This is a genomic window from Agilicoccus flavus (assembly GCF_014857905.1).
Taxonomy (GTDB): Bacteria; Actinomycetota; Actinomycetes; order Actinomycetales; family Dermatophilaceae; genus Agilicoccus; species Agilicoccus flavus.
Genome location: NZ_JACYXE010000006.1, coordinates 130668 through 155279, shown reverse-complemented (window position 1 = coordinate 155279; position 24612 = coordinate 130668). Strand labels below are relative to the sequence as shown.

The window sequence follows — 24612 nt, the reverse complement described above, 5'->3', positions numbered from 1 at the left end:
TACTCCATCGTAGGGATACCTCTCCTGGACATCAGGCGGACGGCGTCAGTCGATTGAGCGCGGCGATGGCCCGGTCGGCGGCGCTGCCGCCGCGGGGTTCGCCGAGGTTGGCCATGACCTTGAGCAGCAGACGCATGAGCGTCGTGCGCGGCAGGCCGTACTTGACGGCCAGCCGCATGATCTCGGGGTGCCCGATCAGGGCGGCGAAGTGGCGACCCAGGGTGAAGTAGCCCCCCAGCGCGTCCTTCATCACGGCCGGGTAGGTCGCGAGCACCCGCTCGCGGCCGGCCGCGTCGGGGCGGGAGAAGGCCCGGGCAGTGACCTCGGCCGCGAGTCGCGCCGACTCCATCGCGTAGGCGATGCCCTCACCGTTGAACGGGTTGACCATGCCCCCCGCGTCGCCCACGAGCAGAAGACCGCGGTCGTAGTGCGGCTGCCGGTTGAAGCCCATCGGCAGGGCGGCGCCGCGGATCGGCTGCGTCATCGTCTCGTCGGAGTACGTCCACTCCTGCGGCATCGTCGCCACCCAGCGGCGCATGACGTCCTTGTAGTCGACCTTGCCGAACGCGTCGGAGGTGTTGAGGATGCCGAGCCCCACGTTGCTCGTGCCGTCGCCGACCCCGAAGATCCAGCCGTAGCCGGGCAGGAGGATGCGCTCCCCCGCCTCGTTCTCGCTCCACAGCTCGAGCCACGACTCGAGGTAGTCGTCGTTCGTGCGCGGGCTCGTGTAGTAGGTGCGGACGGCCACGCCCATCGGGCGGTCGTCGCGCTTCTGCCGCCCCATGGACAGCGAGATGCGGCTGCTGTTGCCGTCGGCGGCCACGACCAGCGGCGCCCGGAACTCGCGGGTCTCGCCCGTCGCCCGGCCTGCGTCGTCGAGGATCTTCGCGGTGACGCCGACGATGCGGCCCCCGTCGTCGAGGATCGGGGCCGTGACGTTCGTGCGCTCGCGCAGGCGCGCGCCCCGGGCGACCGCGTGGCGGGCGAGGATGTCGTCGAAGTCGCTGCGCGTGCGGACGAGACCGTACGGCGGGAACTCGGTGACGTCCGGCCAGTCGAGCTCGAGGATGTGCCCACCGCCGACGATCCGCAGGCCTCGGTTGCGGATCCACCCCTCCGACTCGGGCGTGGGGACCCCGAGGGCGACGAGCTCGCGCACGGCCCGCGGGGTGAGGCCGTCGCCGCACACCTTCTCGCGCGGGAACGCCGTCTTCTCGAGCAGCAGGACGTCCAGCCCGGCGGAGGCGAGATAGGCCGCAACGCTCGAGCCCCCGGGGCCCGCTCCGACCACGACCACGTCGGCCGACTCGGCCTTGGTCTCCACGCCTGACACCGATGTGTCCTCTCCACGACGAGCTCGCTGTGAGCGGTTGTGACGCCGTTCACGAAGTGCCTCGACCCTAAACCCGCCCCGTCGGCGCCCTCCACTAAGGACACCCTTCGTGGCGGATCCGGATGCGCCACGGGTATCTCAGGGCTCGCGTCGCCCGAGGTGGAGCGCGACGATCCCGCCCGTGAGGTCGCGCCACCCGACGTCGGACCAGCCGGCCGCGCGGACCACCTCGGCGAGCTCCGCCTGGGCGGGCCAGCGCTGGATGGACTCGGCCAGGTAGACGTAGGACTCCGGGTCGGAGCTGACGCGCCGGGCGATGCCCGGGAGCGACCGCATGATGTATCCGAGGTAGACGCGGCGGGCGGCGGCGTTGCGGGGGTGGGAGAACTCGGCCACGACGAGGCGGCCCCCGGGCCGGGTCACGCGCCGGAACTCCGCGAGCGCGGCGGGCACGTCGGCCACGTTGCGCAGCCCGAACGTCATCGTCACCGCGTCGAAGGAGGCGTCGGCGAACGGCAGCGACGTCGCGTCGGCGGCGACGAAGGGCAGGTCGGGGCGACGACGGCGACCCTGGCGCAGCATCCCCAGGGAGAAGTCGGCGGGGACGACGTCGATCCCGGCGTCGGCGTACGCGGTGCTCGAGACCCCCGTGCCCGCGGCGATGTCGAGGATCCGCTCTCCCGGCGCCGCGGCGACCGTGTCGCGGACGACACGCCGCCAGTAGGCGTCCAGCCCGGCGGTCATCACGGTGTTGGTGAGGTCGTACCTCGCGGCGACGTCGTCGAACATGGCGGCGACGGCGCGGGGCTGCTTGTCGAGGCTGGCACGGGTCATGGCTCCCATCCTCCCCGACGCCGTGCCGCGCGGGCCCGGGGGACACGGGCGGATGCGGGACGGACGGGCGCGGGAACCGACGGGACCCCGCCCGGCGGCGCGGTGGCCCGTCGTAGGCTTGCGCGTCGTGACCACCGCCGGAGTCCCCCCGCTGCGCGTCAGGACGGTGCGCGTCCCGCCACCCGACGGCGGGCTGCTCGGGCGGCTCCCGGAGGGCAGCGACCCGGCGGTGCCCCTGGCCTGGGTCCGCGCGGGCGAGGGAATGGTGGGCCTGCGGCGGTGCGCCGCCGTCACGACCCACGGGCCCGGCCGCTTCGCCGAGGCGCAGGCGTGGTGGGACGCCCTCGTGGCCGCGGCCCACGTCGAGGACGAGGTGGCGCTCCCGGGGTCCGGGCTCGTCGCCTTCGGCGCCTTCGCCTACGCCGCCGGGTCCTCCGCCGGGGCCACCCTCGTCGTCCCGCGCACCGTGTTCGGTCGCCGCAAGGACACGTGGTGGCGTACCGACGTCGAGGTGGTCCGGTCTCCCGACGCGTCCGGCGGGGCGAGCGCGGACGGGCCCGAGCTCGCGGACGGGCCCGAGGTCCCCGCGGCGTCCGGGCCGCCGGCCACCGGCGGCGTCACCATCGCCGAGGGGGCCCTGACCGGGGCGGAGTGGGGCGAGGCCGTCGCGCTCGCGGTCGAGCGCATCGGCGCCGGCGACGTGGACAAGCTCGTCCTCGCCCGCGACCTGCTCGCGCGCTCCGGCACCGACTTCGACGTGGCCCACCTCCTGCGGGCCCTCGCCGGGAGCTACCCGCGGACCTGGGTCTTCGCGGTCGACGGGCTCGTGGGCGCGACGCCCGAGATGCTCGTGCGCCTCGAGAAGGGTCTCGCGACCTCACGGGTCCTCGCGGGCACGATCCGCCGCACGGGCCACGACGAGGCCGACCTCGCGCTCGCGGCGTCGCTCGCCCGCTCGAGCAAGGACCTCGAGGAGCACGAGTACGCCGTGCGGTCCGTGGCGGACGCGCTCGAGCCCCACTGCACGTCGATGAACGTCCCCGAGACCCCGTTCGTCCTCCACCTGCCGAACGTCATGCATCTCGCGACCGACGTGGCCGGCCGGACGAGCAACGGGGCCTCCGCCCTCGATCTCGCGGAGGCGCTGCATCCGTCCGCGGCGGTGTGCGGCACGCCGCGCGCGGCGGCCGAGCCGGTCATCGCCGAGCTGGAACGGATGGACCGCGGCCGCTACGCCGGACCCGTCGGCTGGATGGACGCCACCGGCGACGGCGAGTGGGGCATCGCGCTGCGCTGCGGCCAGGTGGATCCGGCCGACCCGCGCACGATGCGGATCTTCGCCGGCTGCGGCATCGTCGCGGGGTCCGACCCGGCCTCGGAGCTCGCCGAGTCCGAGGCCAAGTTCGTGCCCATGCGCGGGGCGCTCACCTCCGGTTGACCCACCCCGGGCCCGGTCGGGGGTCGTCCGCGGGCCGGATCGGCGAAACCGCGTTGCCCGGGCGCCTCACGCCCGCCAGGCTGGGACGATGACGACCATCACCCCCCTGACCTCGGCCGACGCGACCGCGGTGCACGATCTCGACGCGTTCGCCTTCGCCCAGGACCCGACGTCGCGAGGGCCCGAGGTGGCCACGATGCCGCTCGACTGGTCCCGCACGTTCGGGGCGCGACACGAGATCACCGGCGTCGACGCCCTCGCGGGGGTGTACACCTCGTTCGACCTCACGCTCACGGTGCCGGGCGCGCACGGCCGTGTCGGCGGTGGACCGGGTGAGGCCGACACCCCCGCCGGCGACCGCACGACGACGCTCCCCCTCACCGGCCTGTCGTGGGTCGGCGTGCACCCGGACGTGCGCCGGCGGGGCGTGTTGCGCTCGATGATCGACCACCACCTGCGGGACTCGCGGGAGCGCGGCTACGCCCTCGCCGGCCTGACCGCGAGCGAGAAGGGCATCTACGGACGGTTCGGGTACGGGGTCGCCACCCTCGACGTGACGTACACGGTCAGCCGCGGCGCCGTCCTGCCGGGCCCCGGCACCGAGCTGGGGCGCCGCGCCGCAGAGGTGCTCGTGCGCCTCGTCCTGTCCGTCGACGACGCGGGGTTCCTCGGCCGGATGCTGGCCATCGACGCGTCCGGGGGCCCCGGCCGGTCGGGGTTCATCCGCGTGCCGGCGAGCTTCGCCCGGGCGGGGCTGCACGACACGCCGGCGTCCCGGGTCGGGCGGGAGCCGACGCGCGCGCTCGTGGCCACCCGGGACGGGCGCGACGTCGGCTACGCCCTGTTCGCCCGCGAGCCCCGGGTGCCCGGCGGGGGCGGCGGCCAGGTCGTCTCGCGCGTCGTCCACGCGCACGACGACGCCGCCCTGCTCGCCCTCGTCGCGCGCCTCTCGGACCTCGACCTCACGCCGGGGGTGACGCTCGCCGGTCGGTCGCTGGACGACGCACCCCTCGGCTGGTCGGGCGGGCCGCGCGACCTCGACGTCACCGTCAGGGACGGGCTGTGGCTGCGCCCGGTCGACGTCGGGGCGATGCTCGCCGGGCGCGGCTACGCGGGGGCGGCCGACGTCGTCCTCGACGTGCTCGACCCGACGTGCCCGTGGAACGAGGGGCGGTGGCGGCTCGCGATCGGCGAGGACGGGACCGCGACATGCGAACCGACGCGAGACCCCGCCGACCTCCGGCTGGGGGCCGCGGGGATCGGGCCGTGGTACCTCGGCCTGCACGACCTCCGCTCCCCCGTGCTCACCGCCGTGGCCCCGGAGGCCGGCGGCGTGGTCGAGCTCCGCCGCGGCGCCCTGCGCGCGCTCGCCCGGGCCGCGTCCACCGGCGTCGCGCCGCTCGGCGGCCGCGGCTTCTGACCCCGCCTCGCGCGCGGCGCGGGACGGCGCGCCCGTTCAGCTCGGCGGACGGGCCGGGTCGCCCGGGCCGTCCGCGACGAGCCGGACGAGTGCGTCCCGGGCCGCGCGATGGCCGTCGCGGGGCACGGCGACGGTGAGGACCCGCAGCCCGCGCGGAGGCCGGGCGAGGAGCTCCGCGAGCCGGTCGGGGTCGTCGACGTGCTCGTGGGCCACGCCGTGGGCCGCGAGCAGGTCGGCGATCCGGGTGCCCGTGGGGGTGCCGAAGACGCGCTCGAACCCGGCCGGGTCGGCGGCGAGCCGGTCGGCGTGCCCGTACTCGAGAGTGCCGAAGATGCCGCCCCCGTCGTCGTCGACGACGACGACGGTGAGGTCGACACGGGGCTCGCCCGGGCCGACGAGCAGCGCGTTCGTGTCATGCAGGAACGTGAGGTCGCCGACGAGGGCGTAGGTGGGGGTGCCGGGGCGGGCGAGCGCGTGGCCGGCGGCGGTGGAGACGTTGCCGTCGATGCCGGCGAGCCCGCGGTTGCCGAAGACGGCCGGACCCTGCGCGCCGCGGGCGAGGTCGACGTCGCGCGCGGCGTTCGAGGAGCCGACGAACAGCGTGGCCCCGGCGGGCAGCGCGCGCAGCACCACGTCGGCGACGCCCGCCCCCGTCGGCCACGCCTCCGCGAGCGCCCGGGGCACGAGGTCGGCGACGCGGGCCGCGGCGGCGCCCCAGGCGCGGACGAAGGCCTCGTCCGTGTCCTCGGCCTCCGTGGTCGGCGGCGGCGGCACAGATGACGGTGAGGCCGAGGGTGAGGGCGTCGATGACGTCGGGACGGTGTCGACGAGGCGCGGGAGCAGCACGGTCGCGGCGACGTGGCCGGGGTCGGGCCACACGCCGCGGTCGGTGACGACGACGACCTGCGCCCCCGGCGTGCGCACGAGGGCCGCGACGTCGCGGGTCAGCGTGAGGTGCCCGACGACGACGATCCGCCGTGGCGGGTGCTCCTCGAGCAGCGCCGGGCTGTGGAGCACGAGGGGGCCGTGCGGCGCCAGGGCCGCGCGCTCCCCGGCCCCGAACGGTTCCCCGACGGCGGGCCAGCCCCGCGCCGTGGCCGTGGCGAGCGCCCCGGCCGCGACCGCCGCGGGCGCGTCGCCGAGGACGAGGAGCGTGCGGGGCTCGTCGCCGGGGACGTCGAGGAAGGGGCCCGACGGCGGTCGGGAGTCGGTCGAAGGCTCGGGTGCGGTCGACGGCTGTGCGCGCGACGGCTCGGGTGCGGTCGGGCCCCCGCCCGGCAGAGGGCCCGACTCCCCCGCGTCCCCCGGGCCCACCGGCCGGACCGGTCGGGCGAACGGGTTCGCCGGGCCGGGCGTCGAGGTCCACGGCGCACCGTCGGCCCGCCCCCGCAGCTCCTCGGGGAGGTCCTCGGGCGGACCCTCCGACGGCGACCCGAGGGGCCGACGGGCCGCATCGGCCGCGCCGACGGCGCCGGCGTGCTCGGCGAGGGCGGGTGCGAGCGGATCCCGCAGGGGCACGTTGAGGTGGACGGGCCCGGGGTCGCCGCCCAGGGCTCCGGTGGCCGCGGCGACGGCGCGGTCGACCGCGGTGCGCCAGGACGGCATGCGCCGGGCGGCCTCGCCGTCCTCCGGCGCACCGAGATCGTGGCTCCAGCGCACGGCCCCGGCGAGGATCGGCAGGTGGGTCGTCGTCTGGTTGGCCCGCGTCCCGCGCAGCTCGGGGGGCCGGTCGGCGCTGATCACGAGCAGCGGGACCCCCGCCTCCGCGGCCTCGAGCACGGCGGGGTGGAGGTTGGCCACGGCCGTCCCCGAGGTCGTGACCACCGCCGCGGGTGTCCCCGACGCCGCGCCGAGACCGAGCGCGACGAAGGCGGCGCTGCGCTCGTCGACGCGCACGTGCAGCGTGAGAGCGCCCGCCCGGTCGGCGGCGAGGAGGGCGTACGCGAGCGGGGCCGAGCGCGACCCGGGGCACAGCACGACGTGGCGCACCCCGGCGCGGGCGAGTTCGTCGACGAGGACGTGCGCGAGCGCGGCCGACGGGGTCATCCGCTCATCGTGGCACGGCGCGTCTCCGCGGCCGGCAGCGCTCCGCCCCGCCCGCCCGCGGACGCGTCACGGCCCGTCGATCACGGCCCGTCGAGCAGCAGCGCGGGGACGCGGCGCCCCGCCGGGACCGCGGCCCGGACCGCCCACGCGGCGCGCAGGGCCTCGTCGCGGTCGGCCCCGTCGGCGAGGGCCGCGGCGAGCCCGGCCGCGAACGCGGCGTGCCGGCGCGCGGCCGCGACGCGGTCGTCGTGCTCGGCGAGGGGGTCGCGGGCGGATCCCTCGGCCGCCGCGGCGCGTCCGGCCACGACGGGCGGGGCGGGCGTGACCTCACCGTCCCACGACGTCCGGTCGTCGGTGACGAGCAGGACCGAGGCGGGGGCCGCGTCCGCGACGTCCGCGAGCCGCGCCGCCACCCTCGGCTCGACGACGGCGACGTCCACCCGGCCCAGGGCGCGCAGGTCGCCGTGCCGGCCGCCGCCCGGCCACGGCAGCGCGGACAGGTCCGCCACGACCTGCACGTCGGCCTCCCACGCCGCCTCGACGACGTCGGGCAGCCGGCCGAGGGCCCCGCCGTCGAGCAGCAGCGCGTCGCCGGGGCGGGTCGCCGCCAACGCGAACAGGGCGGCCTCGCGGGCCGGGTCGGGCCCCTCCCCCCATCCGTCGAGCACCGCGGCGGGCAGGACGATCGGCCCGCCCGCGGTGGTCCCGTCGGGGCGTCGCTCTCGCGGCTCGGGTCGCTCGAGCTCCCCCGGTGGGCCGCCCGGGACGGCGCGAGCGGGCGCACCCGAGGCCCCCTCGCCGTCGGCCCCGACCTCGAACTCCGGTGCGGCCCGGTCGGCCTCGTGCACGACGGCGTCGACGACGAGCCCGGTGGCACGGCGGTGGTCGGCGAGGACGGCACTCGTGTCGACGCCCAGGCGGGCCAGAGCGTCGACGAGCAGCCGACCGGCGTCGTCGTCCCCGACCGCGGCGGCCAGGCGCACGGCCGTCGTCGACCCGGTCACGGGGCCGCCGGTTGAGCGCGTCAGGGCCGGGGTCGCGCCTGCTCCCTCTCGCACGTCCGCCTGCGACCCCAGATGGGCCGCCGCCAGCAGCGCGGCGGCCACCCCGGCGTGGCCGCCGATCTCGCGGGTCGCGAACTCGGCCCGGGCCCCCTGCCCGGGCAGGGGCCCGTCGACGAGGAGCAGTCGCCAGGTGAGGGCGAGATCCCCGACGACGACGAGCGACGGGCCGCCCCGGGGCGCCGGCGGGCTCACCGGCCGGCGCAGGCGAGGCGATAGGCGACCCCGTCGTCGCGGCCGTGGCCGGGACGCGCGCTCTCGAGGCGGGCCCGGGCCTCCTCGAGCGGCACCGCCTGCTCGAACGTGACCTCGAGCGTGGAGGCGTGGGCCTGCGAGTCGCTCCCACCGGAGCGGGTGACGCCCACGATCGGGGTGTCGGCCGGCAGGGCGGGCACATCGGCCGAGGTGACCTCGCCGCACGCGGCGGGCGGGGCCTCCGGCGACGCGACGGCCCCGAGCGCCCCGATGACGAGCGCGGCGAGCATCCCGACGAGGGCCACGACGGCGACGATCGAGGTGAAGACCTGACGGGTCCGACGGTTCATCGGCGGTGTCCTCTCGAGGAGGGGATGGGACCGGCCGCGGGCGCGTCCGGCGGCCTCGTCCAGGCTAGCCCGGGCCGTCAGCGGCCCCGCCCGTGAGCGGCCCGGCCGGCGTCGACCCCACCGGCGACGTCGCGGCCGGCTCAGCCCGCGAGCGCGGCGTCGCGCTGGGCGCCCTCGTGCCGCACGGCGTCGGCGCCGGCGCGCAGGGCGACGTCGAGGGCGTCGGATCGCGACGCGCCGCCGGCGAGGGCGGCGCACAGCGTGCCGCAGAAGGCGTCGCCCGCGCCCGTCGTGTCGACGACCTCGCCCTCGGGCACCGCGACGCCCGGCCGCGACTGCCCGTCCCAGTCGGCGCCGGCCGGCCCGAGGGTCGTCAGCAGCGACCGGGCCGGCAGGCCCGCGGCCCGCAGCTGGGCCCCCTCGTGCTCGTTGACGACGACGACGTCGACCCGGTCCAGGACGTCGGCGGGCAGGTCGGCGTACGGGGCGAGGTTGACGACGACGGTGGCGCCGGCGTCGGCGGCGCGGCGCACGGCCGCGCCGACGACGGGCAGCGGGATCTCGAGCTGGAGGAGGACGACGTCGCCCGGCCCCACCTCGGCGAGCCCCGCGGCCAGCGTCTCCTCCCACCGCGTCGAGGCGTTGGCGCCCGGCGCGACGACGATCGTGTTCTCGCCGTCCGCGCCGACGACGATGAGGGCGTGCCCGCTGGGTCGGTCGGGGTCGACGATCACGGCACGGACGTCGATGCCGAGGCCCTCGAGACGGTCCCGATACGCAGCGCCGCCGGCGTCGCCGCCGACGTGCGCGACCATCGCGGTGCGCGCGCCGGCGGCCGCCGCGGCGACCGCCTGGTTGGCGCCCTTCCCGCCGGCGACGCGGACGAGGTCGGAACCGAGCAGCGTCTCGCCGGGCTTCGGGTGCCGGTCCACCTGGGTGACGAGGTCGATGTTCACCGACCCGACGACGACCACCCGCCCCCTCTCCCCCGTCCGGTCGCTCCGGTCGTCGGACCCCGTCCGTTCGGTCGTGTCGTTCATGACGCTCCTTCGCATCCGCTGCCGAGGGCCCGTGCGCCGACCGCGACGGGCAGGCGCCCCCGGGCGGGGGCGCGGCCGGTCAGCACGGCGACGAGCGCGTCGAACGTCGCCGGGGTCCGGCCGAACGTCGCGAGCCTAGCGGCGCCGGCGGCCCCGCCGGCCAGGCCGTAGGGCACGTCCAGGGCGACGACCACGCCTGCGCCCGACCGGCCGGCGTCCCCGTCGCCCCCGGCGCCGCCCTCCCCCTCGCCGGCCCGGTAGGCGCCGCCGTCGAGGAGGGCGACGTGCGTGCCCGAGCCGACGCCCAGACCGGCGCGGCGGGCGGCGGCCGTGAACGCGGCCCGGTCGTCGGCCCGGCCGCCGGTGACGCGCACCGAGCGGCCGACGAGCCGGGCCCCGCAGCGCCCCGAGAGCTGGACGACGGAGGCGGCGGCGAGCCGGGCGGCGACGTCGGCGTGCGAGCCGGGGGCCCGGTCCTGCGGCGAGGCGGGGGCCGCCGCCACCCGGAGCGCCGCGACCATCCGGGCCGCGGACTCCTCGAGACGGGCCCGCGTCAGGGTCCCGTCGCGGGTCGCGGCGACGAGGGCGGACACGGCCGCCCGGGGGTCGGCGGGCATGAGGAGGACGTCGGCGCCCGCCCCGACGGCGAGCACGGCGGCCCGGTCGGCGCCGAAGCGCTGCGCGACCGCCCCCATCTCGAGGGCGTCGGTGACGACGAGCCCGCGGAAGCCGAGGTCGCGGCGCAGGAGGCCGTCGAGCACGGCCGGGGACAGGGTCGCCGGCCGGTCGCGGTCCACGGCGGTGAGGACGATGTGCGCGGTCATCACCGCGGGCACGCCCGCCTCGATCCCCGCCCGGAACGGCGCGAGGTCGCGCCGCAGCAGCGTCGCCCGCGAGGCGTCCTGGCGGGCGGTGCCGACGTGGGTGTCGGCGGTGACGCTGCCGTGCCCCGGGAAGTGCTTGAGCGTGGGCAGCACCCCGGCCTCCAGGTAGCCCAGGGCGAGCGCGGTCGAGAGGCGCCCGACGGCGGCCGGGTCCGAGCCCGCGGACCGCACCCCGATCGTCGGGTCGTCCGGGCCGGTCGTCACGTCCGCCGACGGCGCCATGACGACCGTGAAGCCGAGCCCGACCAGCTCGGCGCCGGAGGCGACGCCGACGGCGCGGGCGAGCTCGGGGTCCCCGGCCGCGCCGAGGGCCATGAGCGCCGGGAACCGCGTCAGGGGCGCGTCGATGCGGGTGACCGGGCCGCCCTCCTGGTCGACGGACACGAACGGGGGCCAGGAGCGCCCCGACGCCGTCGTCGCCCGCGCGAACGCCGCGTTCGCCGACCGGGCGGCCGGTACCGCCGCCGCGCCGGCCGGCAGGTCCTCGCGGAACACCGCCACCCCGCCGTAACCGACGTCCCGCAGCCGCGCGGCCGCGTCCCGCGCCGACCCCGCCTGCCGGGGCACGACGAGCTGGGCGGCGAGCCGCTCCAGGGGCAGCTTCGCGACGTCGCGTCGGGCGGCGGCGAGGTCGTCGGGCCCCGGCGCCCGGCCGGCGGTGCCGGGGGCCGGCGGCGTCGTCGGGGCGGTGGCACCGGGGCCCGGCGCGCCCGTGCCGGCCGTGCCCGCCGTGGTCGAGGAGCGTCCCGACGCCGACCCGGCCGGGGCGGGATCGCCCGCCGGGGCACACGCCGCCGACAGGCCCAGTGTGAGCACAGTGAGCGCGGTGAGCGCCCTGAGCCCGGTGACCGCCGGGGCCGTTCCCCGCGCCGCCCGCCTCGTCCCGGTCCGGTGTCGCATCGACTCCCCCTTCGCGGTCGTCTCCCCCGCCGCCTCGGCCCACACCCCGCGCACGACCCGCCGGCGCGTCAGAGCCAGCGTCCCAGGACGGCGACCGCGAAGGCCACGTACACGCCGACGAGGCCGGCGCCGACGGCGCGGGTGACGCGGCGGCCCCGCATGAGCAGCAGCGTCAGGGGCAGGAGCGTCGCGAGCGCGGCGGCGGGCCAGAGTCCGGGCGCGTCGAGCGGCGCGACGAGGGCGGCGGCGCCGAGCGTCATCGTCGCGTTGAACACGACCGAGCCGAGCAGGGCCGCGACGGCGAGCCGGGCCAGCCCGCGGCGGCGGGCCGCGAAGACGATGGCGAAGACCTCGACGGACGTCGCGAGCGCGAGCACGATGAGTCCGGTGGCGCGGTGGCTCCACCCGGAGGCGTCGGCGAGGCGGGTGGCACCATCGACGGCGAGGGCCCCGCCGACGACCATCGCGAGCAGCCCGAGGGCCACCCCGCCGACCGTGCGCGGCAGGTCCCGCCGCAGCCCGGTGGGCAGCGGCGCGGCCTCGGGCGAGCCCAGCCCGGCGAGCCCCGGGAGTCCCTCCGGCCCGAGCCCGTCGGTGCCGCGCGACTCGGTCGGGGCGGCCCGTTCCGCCGACTCGGCGGGTGACGCGGGCGAGCGGCGGTAGGCGTCCTCGCGGGCCGTGGCGAGGCGGTCGATGCGCCACAGCAGCACGACGGAGGCCAGCGCCGCGCCGACGAGCAGCGCCCCCTCCCAGGCGGCGACGACCCCGTCGAGCAGCGCGAGGGTGGACAGGGCCCCGGCCGCCGACGCGACGAGGGCGAACCGGCGCAGCCGGGCGTCGAGCGCGACCGGCGCGAGGGCCATGGCCGCACCCAGGCCGAGGGCGACGATCGTGATGTTCGAGCCCACGGCGTCGCCGACCGCGAGCACGGGCCGGTCGCCGGCCGAGGCGAGGACCGCCGTCGTGAACTCCTCGGGCTCGGCCCCCGCCAGCAGCAGCGAGACGGCGTAGACGGGCACGCCCGCCCAGGCCGCGAGCGGCGGGAGGTGCTCCATGAACTCGTCGGCGCCCCAGAGCAGGACGACGCACCCGAGGGCGATGACGAGCAGCGGCGTACCGATCCCGGCGAGGGCGCTCACGCCGCCCTCACATCGTCACGTGCTGCACGGGCAGGGACGAGTCGCCGCCGATCGACAGCGACGACGGCGGCCGCCCGCGCGCGACGAGCTGGGCCCCGAGCGCCGCCACCATCGCGCCGTTGTCGGTGCACAGACCGAGCCGCGGCACGCGCAGGCCGATGCCGGCCTCGTCGCAGCGCTCCTGGGCGAGGGCGCGCAGGCGGCTGTTCGCGGCGACCCCGCCGCCCACCTGCAGGTCGGTGACGCCGTGCGCGCGGCACGCGTCGATCGCCTTGCGGACGAGGACGTCGGCGACCGCCTCGGCGAAGCTCGCGGCGACGTCGGCGACGGGGACCTCGAGCCCCTGAGCCCGCCGCGCCTCGACCCACCTCGCCACCGACGTCTTCAGGCCCGAGAACGAGAAGTCCCAGCGGTGCCGCTCGAGGTCGCGCCCCGAGGTGAGGCCGCGGGGGAAGGCGATGGCGCGCGGGTCGCCGCCCGCCGCGGCCGCGTCGACGCTCGGGCCGCCCGGGTAGGGCAGGCCGAGGATGCGGGCGACCTTGTCGTAGGCCTCCCCCGCGGCGTCGTCGATGGTCTCGCCGAGGGAGACCACGTCGCTCGTGATGTCCCGCACGAGGAGCAGGTTGGTATGGCCGCCCGAGACGAGCAGCGCCATCGTCGGTTCAGGCAGGGGCCCGTGGTCGAGGATGTCGACAGCGACGTGCGCGACGAGGTGGTTGAGCCCGTACAGCGGCTTGTCGAGGGCGTAGGCGAGGGCCTTCGCCGCCGAGAGACCCACGAGGAGGGCCCCCGCGAGGCCCGGCCCCGAGGTGACGGCGATGGCGTCGACGTCGCCCGGGCGCACCCCGGCGGTGTCGCACGCGCGGCGCAGGGTCGGCAACATCGCCTCGAGGTGGGCGCGCGAGGCGATCTCGGGCACGACCCCGCCGAACCGGGCGTGCTGGTCCATGCTGCTCGCGACCTCGTGCGCGAGCAGTGTCTCGCCGCGGACGATGCCGACGCCGGTCTCGTCGCAGGAGCTCTCGATGCCGAGGACGAGGGGTGCCGTGCTCACGGGTTCTCCTGGTGCGGGGTGCGTGGACTCGCTGACATGACCGGGCCGGATGGATGCGGTGGACCGGCTGGAGTCGCAGGGTCGGGCGGCGGCGGGGCGACCGCGCGGAGGTCGAGCCGCATGACGACGGCGTCGACGTCGCCGTAGTACCGGCGGCGGCGGGAGATCTCGACGAAGCCGCGCGCGGCGTACAGGCCGAGCGCAGCGGCGTTGTCGGCCTGGACCTCGAGGAGGACGTGCCGCGCGCCGGCGGCACGGGCGGCGTCCTCGAGCGCGGCGAGCAGGGTGCGGCCGTGGCCGGCGCCGCGGGCGGCCGGCACGACGGCGATCGTCATGACGTCGGCGACCTCCCCCGCGAGGTCCAGCCCCGCGTAGCCGAGGATCTCGTCGTCGCCGCCTCCGTCGTCGCCGACGCCGCGCCGGCCGGAGGAGGCGCGGACGAGGGTGAGGTAGTGCCGGCGCGGCCGGGCGGCGAGCTCGGACCACCACGACGCCTCGCTCCACGCGTCGCGGCCGAACAGCTCCGTCTCCAGCGCGGCGAGGGTGGCGACGTCGCGCCACGACGTCTCGCGCAGCACGGGCTCGGGCCCGGTCGCGCTCGCGGCCGCGGACGTGAGCGGGGTGGGGGCGCTCGCGGCCGCGGACGTGAGCGGGGTGGGGGCGCTCACCGCCGGCCCCGGCGGCCGTCGGCCGCGGTCACCGACTTCACCGCGGCCTGGGGCACGGCGTCGGGTCGGCGCAGGTAGTCGGGCCGCGGCGGCGGCAGGGCGCCGCCGGCGGACAGGTGCCGGGCGGCGGCGTCGGCCAGGGCGCCGGCGTCGACGTCGAGGGGCCCGACCGCGGGCCCGAACATTCCCGGGTACAGCCCCGGGCCGCGCCCGGCGCACGGCAGTTCGCGGACGTCGGCGGGCAGGTCCGCGGGACGCTCGACGCCCGGGCCGGCCTCGCGCACGACCCCGCCCGGCCCCGCGGCGAAGACGGCCCAGTAGACCTCCTTGCGGCGGGCGTCGGTGGCGACGACGAAGCGGCCGGGGGCGTCGCCGGTGAGCCAGAGGCCGTGCGCCATGGCGTCGAGGCTCCCCCATCCGCCGGACGTCGCCCCGACGGCGAACGCGAAGGTCTCCGCGGTGACGAGGCCGACGCGCAGGCCCGTGAAGGGGCCCGGCCCGCGGCCGCCGACGACGTGTGTGACGTCGGAGGGCGCGGCGCCGGCCTCGGCGAGGACGTCGCGGACCAGGGGCGTGAGCAGCTCCGCGTGCGCCCGCACGTCGAGGACGCCGCGGCGCGCGAGGACGGCCGAGCCGTCGTGGACGGCCGCGGTGACGGCCGACGTCGAGGTGTCCATGGCGAGCAGCAGCACGCCCCTACGATACGGACCGCTCCGCCCGCCCCGGCACGGCCGAGGGCCGGCTCAGGCCCAGCGGTCCCCGTGGCCGACGAGCCGGACCGTGCGGGGGTCGGCCGCCTCGGCGTCCTCGGAGTCGTCGAGGTCCTCGGCGGGCTCGGAGTCCTTGTCGTCCTCGCCGCGTCCCGCCGGGGACGGCGCCGCGCCACCCACCGCGCGGGTGAGCACCACCTCGAGGTGGTCCTCGCTCAGCGCCTCGGCGAGGCCCTTGCCCCACTCGACGACGGTGACGGCGCGGTCGAGGTCGGCGTCGAGGTCGAGCGCCTCGAGGTCGAGCTCGCCGGAGAGGCGGTAGGCGTCGGCGTGGACGAGCACGGGACCGCCGACCAGGCTCGGGTGGACGCGGGCGATGACGAACGTCGGCGACGTGATCGGCCCCCGCACCCCCAGCCCCTCCGCCAGGCCCTGGGTGAACGTCGTCTTCCCCGCACCGAGCTCGCCGGTGAGGATGAGCAGGTCGCCCGCCCGCAGGGCACCGGCGAGGCGTCGCCCCAGGTCCCGGGCCTCCTGCGCGGTCTCGAGCCTGAGGTCTTCCTCGAAGGGGATCCCGGCCACGGTGCCGGCGGCATCGGTGGCATCCGTGGGGTCGGTCACGAGCTCCTCCTGCGGGGGCGGACGACGGGGCGGATCACGGGCCGCGACGAGCGCCGGGCGCGGGCGGCCCGGGTGCGCGCGGCGACGTCGGTGACGGTGCGCGGTACGCGACGGCCCGCCGAGCGGCGCTCGCCGGCCGGGTCACGCCCGCTCGCGCCGCCCCGCCTCGACTCGTGACCCGAGTCGTCGCCGTCGGAGTCGTCGGAGTGCTCGCGCCGCCCGGCACCGTCGTCGTCGCGCGCCCGGCGGGCCCGGGCCACGAGGTCGAGCAGGTGCTCGGAGACGACGGCCGGGTGCTCGAGCATGATGACGTGGCCGGCGTCGCTGACGAGGACCTGCTCGGCCCCCGGCACGAGGCGCACGATCTCCTCGCTGTGCGAGGGCGGCGTGAGGCGGTCTTGGACCCCGGAGAGGACGAGCGTCTCGATGCCGTCGAACGCCTCGAGAGCCTCGCGCTTGTCGTGGGCGTCGAAGCGCCCGAAGAACGCGGAGATGACCTCCATGCGTGTGCCGAAGATCATCTCGGCCGTGAGGTGGGCGACCGACAGCGGCACCGGCGAGGCGAACGAGCCCCAGTCGACGAGGTAGTCGACGACGTCCCGCGCGAGGCGCACCGTGGCGTCGACGGCCCTCTGCCGGGGGGCGAGGAGGCCGGTCGCGCCCGGGCCGAGCCGGTGCACGAGCCCGCCGAGCGAGGCCCCGAGCCCGTACGTCACCTCGGCGAGCCCGCCGGGGCTCGTCGACACGAACGCCGCGCCGACGACGCGCTCGAGCACGTCGGGGTGCTCGAGGGCGAGCGACATCATCGTCATGCCGCCCATCGAGTGGCCGACGAGGACGAGGTCGCCCCGCGGCGCGACGGTCTCGATGACGAGCGCGAGGTCGTCACCGAGGCGATCGAGGTCGTAGGCGTCGGCCGGACCCGTGCCCGAGGCGCCGTGCCCCCGCTGGTCCCACGCGACGACTCGGTATCCCGCGTCCGCGAAGGCGCGCCGCTGGAACACCCACGAGCGCGACGACAGGCAGTACCCGTGGGAGAGGACGATCGTCGGCGCCGCGGGATCCGCCCCGGCAGGCTCGTCGACCTCCACGTGCAGCTCGATGCCGTCGGAGGTGGTGACGACGACCTCCCGGTCGGGGACGGCGACGAGGGCGTCGGGCCCCAGGTCGTCGTCGAGCGCCACGGAGAGCCGGCGGTCCCGGCTCAACCGGTCGGCGGCGAGACCGGCGACGGCCGTCAGGCTCGCGGCGGCCAGTCCCAACCCCACGCCGACGACCGGGAGCCCGCGCCGCCCCGCCCCGGAGGCGAGGGACGGCAGCGAGGGCACCCCGCGCCGGCGGGGCCGCGACTCACCGGCCACCGAGGACACCACCGCGCTCGGTCGAGGGGTCCCGACGCGTCCGCCGCAGCAGGGTGGCCACGACCGGACCGATCGCCTCGGCGACGGCGAGCGCCCGCACGGGCCCGCCGGGGACGGCCGCGTCGGCGGCCCGCCCGTGGACGAGCGCCGCGAGCGAGCCGGCGTCGAGCGGGTCGAGCCCCGCCGCGAGCAGCGTGCCGGCGAGACCGGCGAGGACGTCGCCGGCCCCCGCGGTCGCGAGCCAGGGGGGCGCGTCGGCCTGGGCCCGGACGGGCAGCGCGTCCGTGGGCGGCACGACGTACGTCGTCGCGCCCTTGAGCAGCACCGTCGCGTGCGTGAGCCGGGCCGCGCGCCGGGCGTGCGCGACCGGCTCGGCCTCGACCTGCTCCCGCGGGGTCGCGCCCGGCTCCCGGCCCTCGAGCCGGTCGAGCAGGCGGGCGAGCTCCCCCGCGTGCGGGGTGAGCAGGGTGCGGGCCCCGGCGCCCGCGCGCGGGCCGTCGAGCAGCTCCAGCCCGCCGGCGTCGACGACCGCGGGCTCGCCGGAGGCCAGGGCCTCCCGAGCCGCCCGGACCTGAGCCTGCCCGGCCTCGTCGTCGTCCGCCGGGTGCGGGTCCAGGCCGGGCCCGACGAGCCAGGCCTGCACGCGCCCGACGCCGTGCACGGCCTCGGGGACGCGCTCGCGGACGAGCCGGGTCGGGGTCGGCGGCCCGACGTAGCGGACCATGCCCGCCCCGGAGCACACCGCGGCCGTCACCGACAGCACGGGCGCGCCGGTGTACTCCTCGCCGCCGGCGACGACGCCGAGCACCCCGCGGGAGTACTTGTCGTCGGCGGGGCCGGGCACGGGCCACAGGCCGGCGACGTCGTCGAGGTCGAGCCGCTCCGCCGCCGGCGGCCCCGCCGGGGTGACGCCGATGTCGACGACCGTGAGCAGCCCCGTGGCGGGGGCCCCCGCGAGGACGTGCACCGGCTTGGCCACCCCGAACGTCACCGTCTCGTCGGCGAAGACCGCGTCGGGCACGACGCGCTCGCCGCCGGGGTCGGTGCCGCTCGGGAGATCCACCGCGACGACGTACGCGTCCGGCCCGATGGCGTCCGCGAGCACCGCCCCGACCCCCGACAGCCCCGGCCGGCCGCCGATGCCGATCATCCCGTCGACGACGACGTCCGCCTCCGCGAGCGCCTCGAGGGCCGCGCGCAACGCCTCGGGCACCTCCGGCGCCGCGTCGCCGGCGGCGTCGGCGTCGTCGTCGTCCGCGCCGGAGCCGTCGGTGTCACCCACCTCGACCTCGGAGCAGTCGAGCACGCCCACCCCCGCCTCGAGGGCGGCGGCGAGGGCGCCCTCGTGCAGGTCGGAGCCGGTCCGGACGACGACCACGCCCGCGATCTCGGGGGCGTCGGCCACGCGCGCCGCCGCGTACACGGCGTCGCCGCCGTTGCCGCCCGACCCGGCGAGCACGACGAGGCGCGCGCCGGCGCCGTCGGCCGCCTCGGTGAGCTCGGCCGCCCGCGCCCGCAGCACGAGCGCGAGGCCGCGGGCCGCGCGGCCCATGAGCTCGCCCTCCGGCAGGTCGGCCATCGCCGCCCGCTCGGCGTCGCGGACGTCCTGCACGGACCAGGTCTGTGTCGGCATGGGTCGCGTCCTTCCTTCTGGGGGTGGATGTCGGCGTGGCTGGTTGCCGGTGTGGCCGGGTGTCAGCCGGCCGGCGGCCCGGCCGGACCGGGTCGGGCCTCCGCCACGACGTACGCCGCGGCGACCCCGCCGTCGTGGGAGATGGACAGGTGCCAGTGCGTGATCCCGAGCTGCGCCGCCGCCGACGCCACGGGGCCCCCCACGCGCAGCAGTGGGCGACCGTGCGCCCCCCGCTCGACCCAGGCGTCGTGCCAGCCGAGCCCGGGCGGCGAGCCGAGCGTCTTGGCCACCGCCTCCTTGGCGGCGAACCGCCCCGCGAGCGAGGCCATGGGCAGCCCCCGCTCGGCCTCGACGAACAGGCGCGCCGCCATTGTCGGCGTGCGGCTGAGCACGCGCTCGAAGCGGGCGACGTCGACGACGTCCACCCCGATCCCGACGATCACGGCGCCTCCTGATCCCCCGGGCCTACTCGACCGTGACGCTCTTGGCGAGGTTGCGCGGCTGGTCGACGTCGAGACCCTTGGCGGTGGCGAGCTCGAGCGCGAAGACCTGCAGCGGCACGACCGACAGCAGCGGCGCGAGCAACGGCGGCGTCGCGGGGATGCGGATGACCTCGTCCGCGAACGGCACGACGTCCTCGTCGCCCTCCTCCGCGATGACGAGCGTGCGCGCGCCGCGGGCCCGGATCTCCTGGATGTTCGAGACGACCTTGTGGTGCAGCCCGTGCGGCGTGTCCGGGCCGGGGACCACGATGAACACCGGCTGGCCGGGCTCGATGAGGGCGATCGGGCCGTGCTTGAGCTCGCCCGCCGCGAAGCCCTCGGCGTGGATGTAGGCGAGCTCCTTGAGCTTGAGCGCCCCCTCCATCGCGATGGGGTACCCGACGTGCCGGCCGAGGAAGAGGACCGAGCGGGTGTCGGCCATGAAGTAGGCGATCTCCTTGACGCGGTCCATCTGGCCCAGGAGCGTCTCGATCTTCTCCGGCACCTGCGCGAGCTCGCGCATGACGGCCTGCGCCTCGTCGGCGTGCGTGCCGCCGCGCAGCTGAGCGAGGTAGAGCCCGAGGACGTAGCAGGCCGTGATCTGCGCGAGGAACGCCTTCGTGGACGCGACCGCGATCTCGGGGCCCGCGTGCGTGTACAGCACCGCGTCCGACTCCCGCGGGATCGTCGCGCCGTGCGTGTTGCAGATCGACACCGTCTTCGCGCCCAGCTCACGCGCGTGCTTGACCGCCATGAGCGTGTCCATCGTCTCGCCCGACTGGCTGATCGACACGACGAGCGTGTTCGCGCCGATGACCGGGTCGCGGTAGCGGAACTCGTGCGCGAGTTCGACCTCGCACTGGATCCGCGTCCAGTGCTCGATGGCGTACTTGGCGACCATGCCGGCGTACGAGGCGGTGCCGCAGGCGACGATGACGATGCGGTCGACCGCACGCAGCTCGTCCTCGGAGATGCGGACCTCGTCGAGCACCAGCGCGCCGGCGGAGTCGGTGCGCCCCAGCAACGTGTCCCCCACCGCGTGCGGCTGCTCGTTGATCTCCTTCTCCATGAACGTGGCGTAGCCGCCCTTCTCGGCGGCCGCGGCGTCCCACGTGACCTCGAACCGGGCGCCCTGCGCGGGCTGCCCGTCGAACCCGATGACCTCCACCGACGTGGGCGTGATCGTCGCGATCTGGTCCTGGCCCATCTCCATCGCCTGCTTGGTGTAGCCGATGAAGGCGGCGACGTCGGAGCCGAGGAAGTTCTCGCCGTCGCCGAGGCCGACGACGAGCGGGGAGTTGCGGCGCGCGCCGACGACCGTCTGCGGAGCGTCGGCGTGCACGGCGAGGAGCGTGAACGCACCCTCGAGGCGGTTGACGACGGCGCGCATCGCCTCCGTGAGGTCGCCCGTCTGCTCGTAGGCGCGGGCCACGAGGTGCGCCGCGACCTCCGTGTCCGTCTCGGAGGTGAACTCCACGCCGTCGGCGAGCAGCTCGGTCTTCAGGGAGTGGAAGTTCTCGATGATGCCGTTGTGGATGAGGGCGAGCCGGCCGTCGGTGCCACCGCGGTGCGGGTGGGCGTTCGCGTCGGTCGGGCCGCCGTGGGTCGCCCACCGCGTGTGGCCGATGCCGGCCGCAGAGGGCGGCAGCGGGGCGTTTTCGAGCGCCGCGCGCAGGTTCGCGAGCTTGCCGGCCGCCTTGCGCGTGGCCACCTCGCCGTCCGCGACGAGCGCGATGCCCGCCGAGTCGTACCCCCGGTACTCGAGGCGGGCGAGCCCCTCCATGACCACCTGCTGGGCGCGGTCGTCACGCCGCGGCCCCACGTATCCCACGATTCCACACATGGACACCAGGGTACGGGGCCGGACACCCGCCCACGGCCCCGCCGTCCGCCCCGCTCACCGGCCGGTCGCACACGGGTCACGAGGCCGGCCACCGGGCCGCACCCACCGGCGACCGGCCGGCCGGACCGGCCCCGGACGACCCACCGCGCGACCATTCCCGGCGACGGGCGCCGCCCACGACCAGGGCAGCCATGCGCAACAATGTGCCCGGTGAGCAACGGCCCCACCACGATGCCCTCGCCCTACGTCGAGTTCGACCGGAGCGACTGGGCCCGGCTGCGCCGCCACCACCCCATGAGCCTCACCGGCGAGGACGTCGAACGCCTCCGCGGCCTCGGGGAGCGCCTCGACCTCGCCGAGGTCGAGGAGGTCTACCTCCCCCTGTCCCGCCTCCTCGCCTACTACGTCGAGGGCACCGGGCGACTCCACCGCGTCACCTCCGACTTCCTCGGCGAACGCCCCGAACGCACCCCCTTCGTCATCGGCGTCGCCGGCTCGGTCGCCGTCGGCAAGTCCACGACGGCCCGCATCCTGCGCGAGCTCATGTCCCGCTGGCCCGACACCCCACGCGTCGAACTCGTCACCACCGACGGATTCCTCCACCCCAACGCCGAGCTCGAACGCCGCGGCATCCTCCACCGCAAGGGCTTCCCCGAGTCCTACGACCAGCGGGCCCTCCTGCGCTTCGTCGCCGCAGTCAAGGCCGGCCGCGACCGCGTCGCCGCCCCCGTCTACAGCCACCTCACGTACGACATCGTCCCCGACCGGCAGACGCTCGTGAGCCGCCCCGACGTGCTCATCGTCGAAGGCCTCAACGTCCTCCAGGCCCCCCGCGTGCGCGGCGACGGCCGCACCGGCCTCGCCGTCAGCGACTTCTTCGACTTCTCCGTCTACGTCGACGCCCGCGTCGACCACATCCGCAGCTGGTACATCGACCGCTTCACCCGACTGCGCGAGATCGCCTTCGCCAAGCCCGAGTCGTACTTCCACCGGTACGCGTCGCTCTCCGACGAGCAGGCCCGCGAGACCGCCGAACACATCTGGCGCACCATCAACGAACCCAACCTCGTCGACAACGTGCTCACCACCCGCGGACGCGCCACCCTCGTCCTCAGCAAGGGCGCCGACCACAGCGTCCAGCGCATGCGCCTGCGCAAGCTGTGACGGCGCCGGGAACCACGAACCCCGGTCGCGGGGCGACCGGGGTCTCGGGTGGGAACGTTCCCCTCTGTTAGTACCAGTTGTTCGCGCGCGAGTGCGCCCACGCCTCGCACGGCGTGCCGTAGCGGCCGTCGATGTACTTCAGGCCCCAGCGGATCTGCGTGGCCGGGTCGGTGCGCCACCTCGGCCCCTCCGACGCCATCTTGTGGCCCGGCAGTGCCTGCGGGATGCCGTAGGCGCTCGACGTCGGGTTGTCCGCCGTCGCGATCCAGTCGCTCTCCTTGTCCCACAGCTTCTCCAGGCACCGGAACTGCTGGGCACCCCACCCCTTGGACGCGACGAGCGAGCGGGCGATGGTCTTCGGGCTACCCGAGAGCGCCGCGCGGGCCGGACGGGCCGACGCGGCCTTCCGTGCACTGCTGCGGGAGGCCGTGACCTTCGCGCGGGCCGCCCGGGCCTGGGCCCGGACCGCCTGGGTGCGCATCGCGGCGCCGGCGGTCGCGGTCGGCGTCACGGCCTTCGCGCCGGCCTGCGCGGCGACCGCACCGAGGACCAGCGGCCCCGCGCCCGCCACCAGGACCGGCGCGTGGACGCCGCGCGGCACGACCGATCCGACGACCTGCACCAGCGGCCGGGCCTTCGGCGCCGGCGCCACCGGGGCCTGGGACGCCTGGGTGACAGTGGCGGAGACCGGCGCCACTGCCTGCGCACCCGCGGCCTGCGCCGGAGCGGCGCCTCCGGCGACGAGGACGCCCGCGGCGAGGGCCGCGGCGAGGCCGAGGCGGCGCGAGGGGGTCGGCGAGGTAGAGCGGGCGGCGCGTCCGAGCGTGGGCACAGGTGTCCTCCGGGCTGTCGTGACCGATTCGTGATGTGGTTGGTCACCTTGCCATCAAGTCGGACGTATGACAAACACGGCCGACGATGGTCCTTGACATCCCCCGGGGATCGGATAGCGACCGGAACGGCCCGTGCACGCCGCGCTCGCCGCGGCCGCCCACGAGGCGCCACCGGGCCCATGACCTGCACGAACGCCGCCCGGCGGCGGCGGCGGAGGCACCTCCGATCAGTGCCCGTCGCCCTCGAGGAGGTCGGTGACGAGCGCGGCGATGGGGCTGCGCTCGGATCGGGTCAGCGTCACGTGCGCGAACAGGGGATTTCCCTTGAGGACCTCGATGACGGCGGCGACGCCGTCGTGACGGCCCACCCGGAGGTTGTCTCGTTGCGCAACGTCGTGGGTGAGGACGACCCGCGAGTTCTGTCCGATGCGCGAGAGGACGGTGAGCAGGACGTTGCGCTCGAGCGACTGCGCCTCGTCGACGATGACGAACGCGTCGTGCAGCGACCGGCCGCGGATGTGGGTGAGCGGCAGCACCTCGAGGAGCCCGCGGTCGAGGATCTCCTCGACGACCTCGCTGCTGACGACGGCGCCGAGCGTGTCGAACACGGCCTGCGCCCACGGCCCCATCTTCTCCGCCTCGTTGCCGGGCAGGTAGCCGAGCTCTTGGCCGCCCACGGGGTAGAGCGGCCGGAAGATGAGCACCCGACGGTGCCGGCGCCGCTCGAGCACCGCCTCGAGGCCGGCGCACATCGCGAGCGCGCTCTTGCCGGTCCCGGCGCGCCCGCCGAGGCTGACGATGCCGACGTCGGGGTCGAGCAGGAGGTCGAGGGCGATCCGCTGCTCCGCGCTGCGCCCGTGCAGCCCGAACGCGTCGCGGTCGCCGCGGACGAGGCGGATCGCACCGTCGGGCCCGACCCGCCCGAGGCCGCTGCCCCGCCCCGCGTGCAGCACGACCCCGGTGTGGCAGGGCAGCCCGGCCGCCTGGGCGTGCCGCAGCGACCCGGTCGAGAACAGCTCCCCCATCTCCTCGTCGGAGACGTGGACGTCGGCCAGCCCCGTCCACCCGGAGTCGACGGCCAACTCGGCGCGGTACTCCTGGGCGTCGAGCCCCATCGCGGACGCCTTGATCCGCATGGGCAGGTCCTTGCTGACGACGGTGACGTCGCGGCCCGCCGCCGAGAGGTTCTTCGCGACGGCGAGGATGCGCGTGTCGTTGTCGCCGAGGCGGAACGCCACCGGTAACGCGGTCGGGTCGGCGTGGTTGAGCTCCACGTGCAGGGTGCCCCCGACGTCGCGGATCGGCAGGGGCCGGTCGAGGTGGCCGTGCCGCTCCCGCAGCTCGTCGAGCAGGCGCAGGGCGGAGCGGGCGAAGTAGCCGAGCTCGGGGTGGTGTCGCTTGGCCTCGAGCTCGATGACGACGGCGAGCGGCAGCACGACCTCGTGCTCGGCGAAGCGCAGGAACGCCCGCGGATCGGAGAGCAGGACGGACGTGTCGAGGACGTACACCTTGGCCGCGGCCATGCCGATCGCCTCCTGCGCGCGAGCCTGCGCCGCGCCCGTGTCGTTGTCGGCCCGCACGACCCGGCCCTCTCGGAGACCGC

General features: G+C 76.9%; 21 protein-coding genes. 3 read left to right on the top strand and 18 right to left on the bottom strand.

The genetic code is table 11. From position 1 onward, the window contains the following. Positions 1 to 31 precede the first annotated feature (31 nt). Together ICW24_RS10670 and ICW24_RS10665 are read right to left on the bottom strand one after the other, a co-directional pair. Positions 32 to 1324 carry a geranylgeranyl reductase family protein gene (locus tag ICW24_RS10670; protein WP_226345693.1) on the bottom strand — a complete coding sequence of 431 codons (1293 nt, stop codon included), beginning with the start codon at positions 1322 to 1324 and terminating at the stop codon, positions 32 to 34. A gap of 147 nt (positions 1325 to 1471) precedes the next feature. After that, entirely contained in the window at positions 1472 to 2167 is a 696-nt protein-coding gene (locus ICW24_RS10665) for a demethylmenaquinone methyltransferase (protein ID WP_226345692.1), read from the bottom strand. Positions 2168 to 2294: 127 nt separating this feature from the next. Between ICW24_RS10665 and ICW24_RS10660 the strand changes: the two genes are divergently transcribed. Then, positions 2295 to 3605: an isochorismate synthase gene (locus ICW24_RS10660; protein ID WP_372360575.1), complete on the top strand. Its 1311-nt coding sequence runs from the start codon at positions 2295 to 2297 to the stop codon at positions 3603 to 3605. 88 nt (positions 3606 to 3693) lie between these two features. Continuing rightward, entirely contained in the window at positions 3694 to 5025 is a 1332-nt protein-coding gene (locus ICW24_RS10655) for a GNAT family N-acetyltransferase (protein WP_226345691.1), read from the top strand. A gap of 36 nt (positions 5026 to 5061) precedes the next feature. Here the strand turns inward: ICW24_RS10655 and menD are convergent, their stop codons facing one another. The 14 genes from menD to glmS all read right to left on the bottom strand — a co-directional run bounded on the left by menD (position 5062) and on the right by glmS (position 21012). Then, positions 5062 to 7071, bottom strand: coding sequence for a 2-succinyl-5-enolpyruvyl-6-hydroxy-3-cyclohexene-1-carboxylate synthase (menD, locus tag ICW24_RS10650; RefSeq protein WP_226345690.1), 2010 nt, complete (start codon positions 7069 to 7071; stop codon positions 5062 to 5064). 80 nt (positions 7072 to 7151) lie between these two features. Then, positions 7152 to 8327 (bottom strand): carbohydrate kinase family protein, encoded by a 1176-nt coding sequence (locus ICW24_RS10645; RefSeq protein ID WP_226345689.1) that lies wholly within the window; start codon positions 8325 to 8327, stop codon positions 7152 to 7154. Then, positions 8324 to 8677 carry a hypothetical protein gene (locus ICW24_RS10640; RefSeq protein WP_226345688.1) on the bottom strand — a complete coding sequence of 118 codons (354 nt, stop codon included), beginning with the start codon at positions 8675 to 8677 and terminating at the stop codon, positions 8324 to 8326. Before ICW24_RS10640 ends, ICW24_RS10645 begins: the two co-directional genes overlap by 4 nt. Positions 8678 to 8817: 140 nt before the next feature. Next, positions 8818 to 9717, bottom strand: coding sequence for a PfkB family carbohydrate kinase (locus ICW24_RS10635; RefSeq protein WP_226345687.1), 900 nt, complete (start codon positions 9715 to 9717; stop codon positions 8818 to 8820). Further along, a complete protein-coding gene (locus ICW24_RS10630; RefSeq protein WP_226345686.1) occupies positions 9714 to 11417 on the bottom strand; it encodes a glycoside hydrolase family 3 N-terminal domain-containing protein in 1704 nt (567 codons plus the stop codon). Before ICW24_RS10630 ends, ICW24_RS10635 begins: the two co-directional genes overlap by 4 nt. 152 nt (positions 11418 to 11569) lie before the next feature. Further along, the gene (locus tag ICW24_RS10625) at positions 11570 to 12640 is read right to left on the bottom strand and encodes a sodium:calcium antiporter (protein ID WP_226345685.1); all 1071 of its coding nucleotides are present in this window, start codon (positions 12638 to 12640) and stop codon (positions 11570 to 11572) included. 7 nt (positions 12641 to 12647) lie between these two features. Next, complete coding sequence (tsaD, locus tag ICW24_RS10620) at positions 12648 to 13694, bottom strand: tRNA (adenosine(37)-N6)-threonylcarbamoyltransferase complex transferase subunit TsaD (protein ID WP_226345684.1); 1047 nt, start codon at positions 13692 to 13694, stop codon at positions 12648 to 12650. Beyond that, positions 13691 to 14362: a GNAT family N-acetyltransferase gene (locus ICW24_RS10615; protein WP_307781329.1), complete on the bottom strand. Its 672-nt coding sequence runs from the start codon at positions 14360 to 14362 to the stop codon at positions 13691 to 13693. Before ICW24_RS10615 ends, tsaD begins: the two co-directional genes overlap by 4 nt. Continuing rightward, entirely contained in the window at positions 14359 to 15054 is a 696-nt protein-coding gene (tsaB, locus tag ICW24_RS10610) for a tRNA (adenosine(37)-N6)-threonylcarbamoyltransferase complex dimerization subunit type 1 TsaB (protein ID WP_226345683.1), read from the bottom strand. The genes ICW24_RS10615 and tsaB overlap by 4 nt, the downstream gene beginning before the upstream one ends. Positions 15055 to 15105: 51 nt before the next feature. Beyond that, entirely contained in the window at positions 15106 to 15693 is a 588-nt protein-coding gene (gene tsaE / locus ICW24_RS10605; RefSeq protein WP_372360574.1) for a tRNA (adenosine(37)-N6)-threonylcarbamoyltransferase complex ATPase subunit type 1 TsaE, read from the bottom strand. Further along, the gene (locus ICW24_RS10600; protein ID WP_226345682.1) at positions 15690 to 17054 is read right to left on the bottom strand and encodes an alpha/beta fold hydrolase; all 1365 of its coding nucleotides are present in this window, start codon (positions 17052 to 17054) and stop codon (positions 15690 to 15692) included. The genes tsaE and ICW24_RS10600 overlap by 4 nt, the downstream gene beginning before the upstream one ends. Further along, positions 17044 to 18687: a bifunctional ADP-dependent NAD(P)H-hydrate dehydratase/NAD(P)H-hydrate epimerase gene (locus ICW24_RS10595; RefSeq protein WP_226345681.1), complete on the bottom strand. Its 1644-nt coding sequence runs from the start codon at positions 18685 to 18687 to the stop codon at positions 17044 to 17046. Before ICW24_RS10595 ends, ICW24_RS10600 begins: the two co-directional genes overlap by 11 nt. A 62-nt stretch (positions 18688 to 18749) precedes the next feature. Beyond that, positions 18750 to 19130: a holo-ACP synthase gene (locus ICW24_RS10590; protein WP_226345680.1), complete on the bottom strand. Its 381-nt coding sequence runs from the start codon at positions 19128 to 19130 to the stop codon at positions 18750 to 18752. 22 nt (positions 19131 to 19152) lie between these two features. After that, positions 19153 to 21012, bottom strand: coding sequence for a glutamine--fructose-6-phosphate transaminase (isomerizing) (gene glmS / locus ICW24_RS10585; RefSeq protein ID WP_226345679.1), 1860 nt, complete (start codon positions 21010 to 21012; stop codon positions 19153 to 19155). 201 nt (positions 21013 to 21213) lie between these two features. Between glmS and coaA the strand changes: the two genes are divergently transcribed. After that, positions 21214 to 22176 carry a type I pantothenate kinase gene (gene coaA, locus ICW24_RS10580; RefSeq protein ID WP_372360573.1) on the top strand — a complete coding sequence of 321 codons (963 nt, stop codon included), beginning with the start codon at positions 21214 to 21216 and terminating at the stop codon, positions 22174 to 22176. Between the two features lie 67 nt (positions 22177 to 22243). On the opposite strand, the gene ICW24_RS10575 is transcribed toward coaA, so the two are convergent. Both ICW24_RS10575 and phoH2 read right to left on the bottom strand, forming a co-directional pair. Next, positions 22244 to 23008 (bottom strand): aggregation-promoting factor C-terminal-like domain-containing protein, encoded by a 765-nt coding sequence (locus tag ICW24_RS10575; RefSeq protein ID WP_226345678.1) that lies wholly within the window; start codon positions 23006 to 23008, stop codon positions 22244 to 22246. 228 nt (positions 23009 to 23236) lie between these two features. Further along, complete coding sequence (phoH2, locus tag ICW24_RS10570; protein WP_226345792.1) at positions 23237 to 24532, bottom strand: RNA 5'-3' helicase PhoH2; 1296 nt, start codon at positions 24530 to 24532, stop codon at positions 23237 to 23239. Positions 24533 to 24612 lie beyond the last annotated feature (80 nt).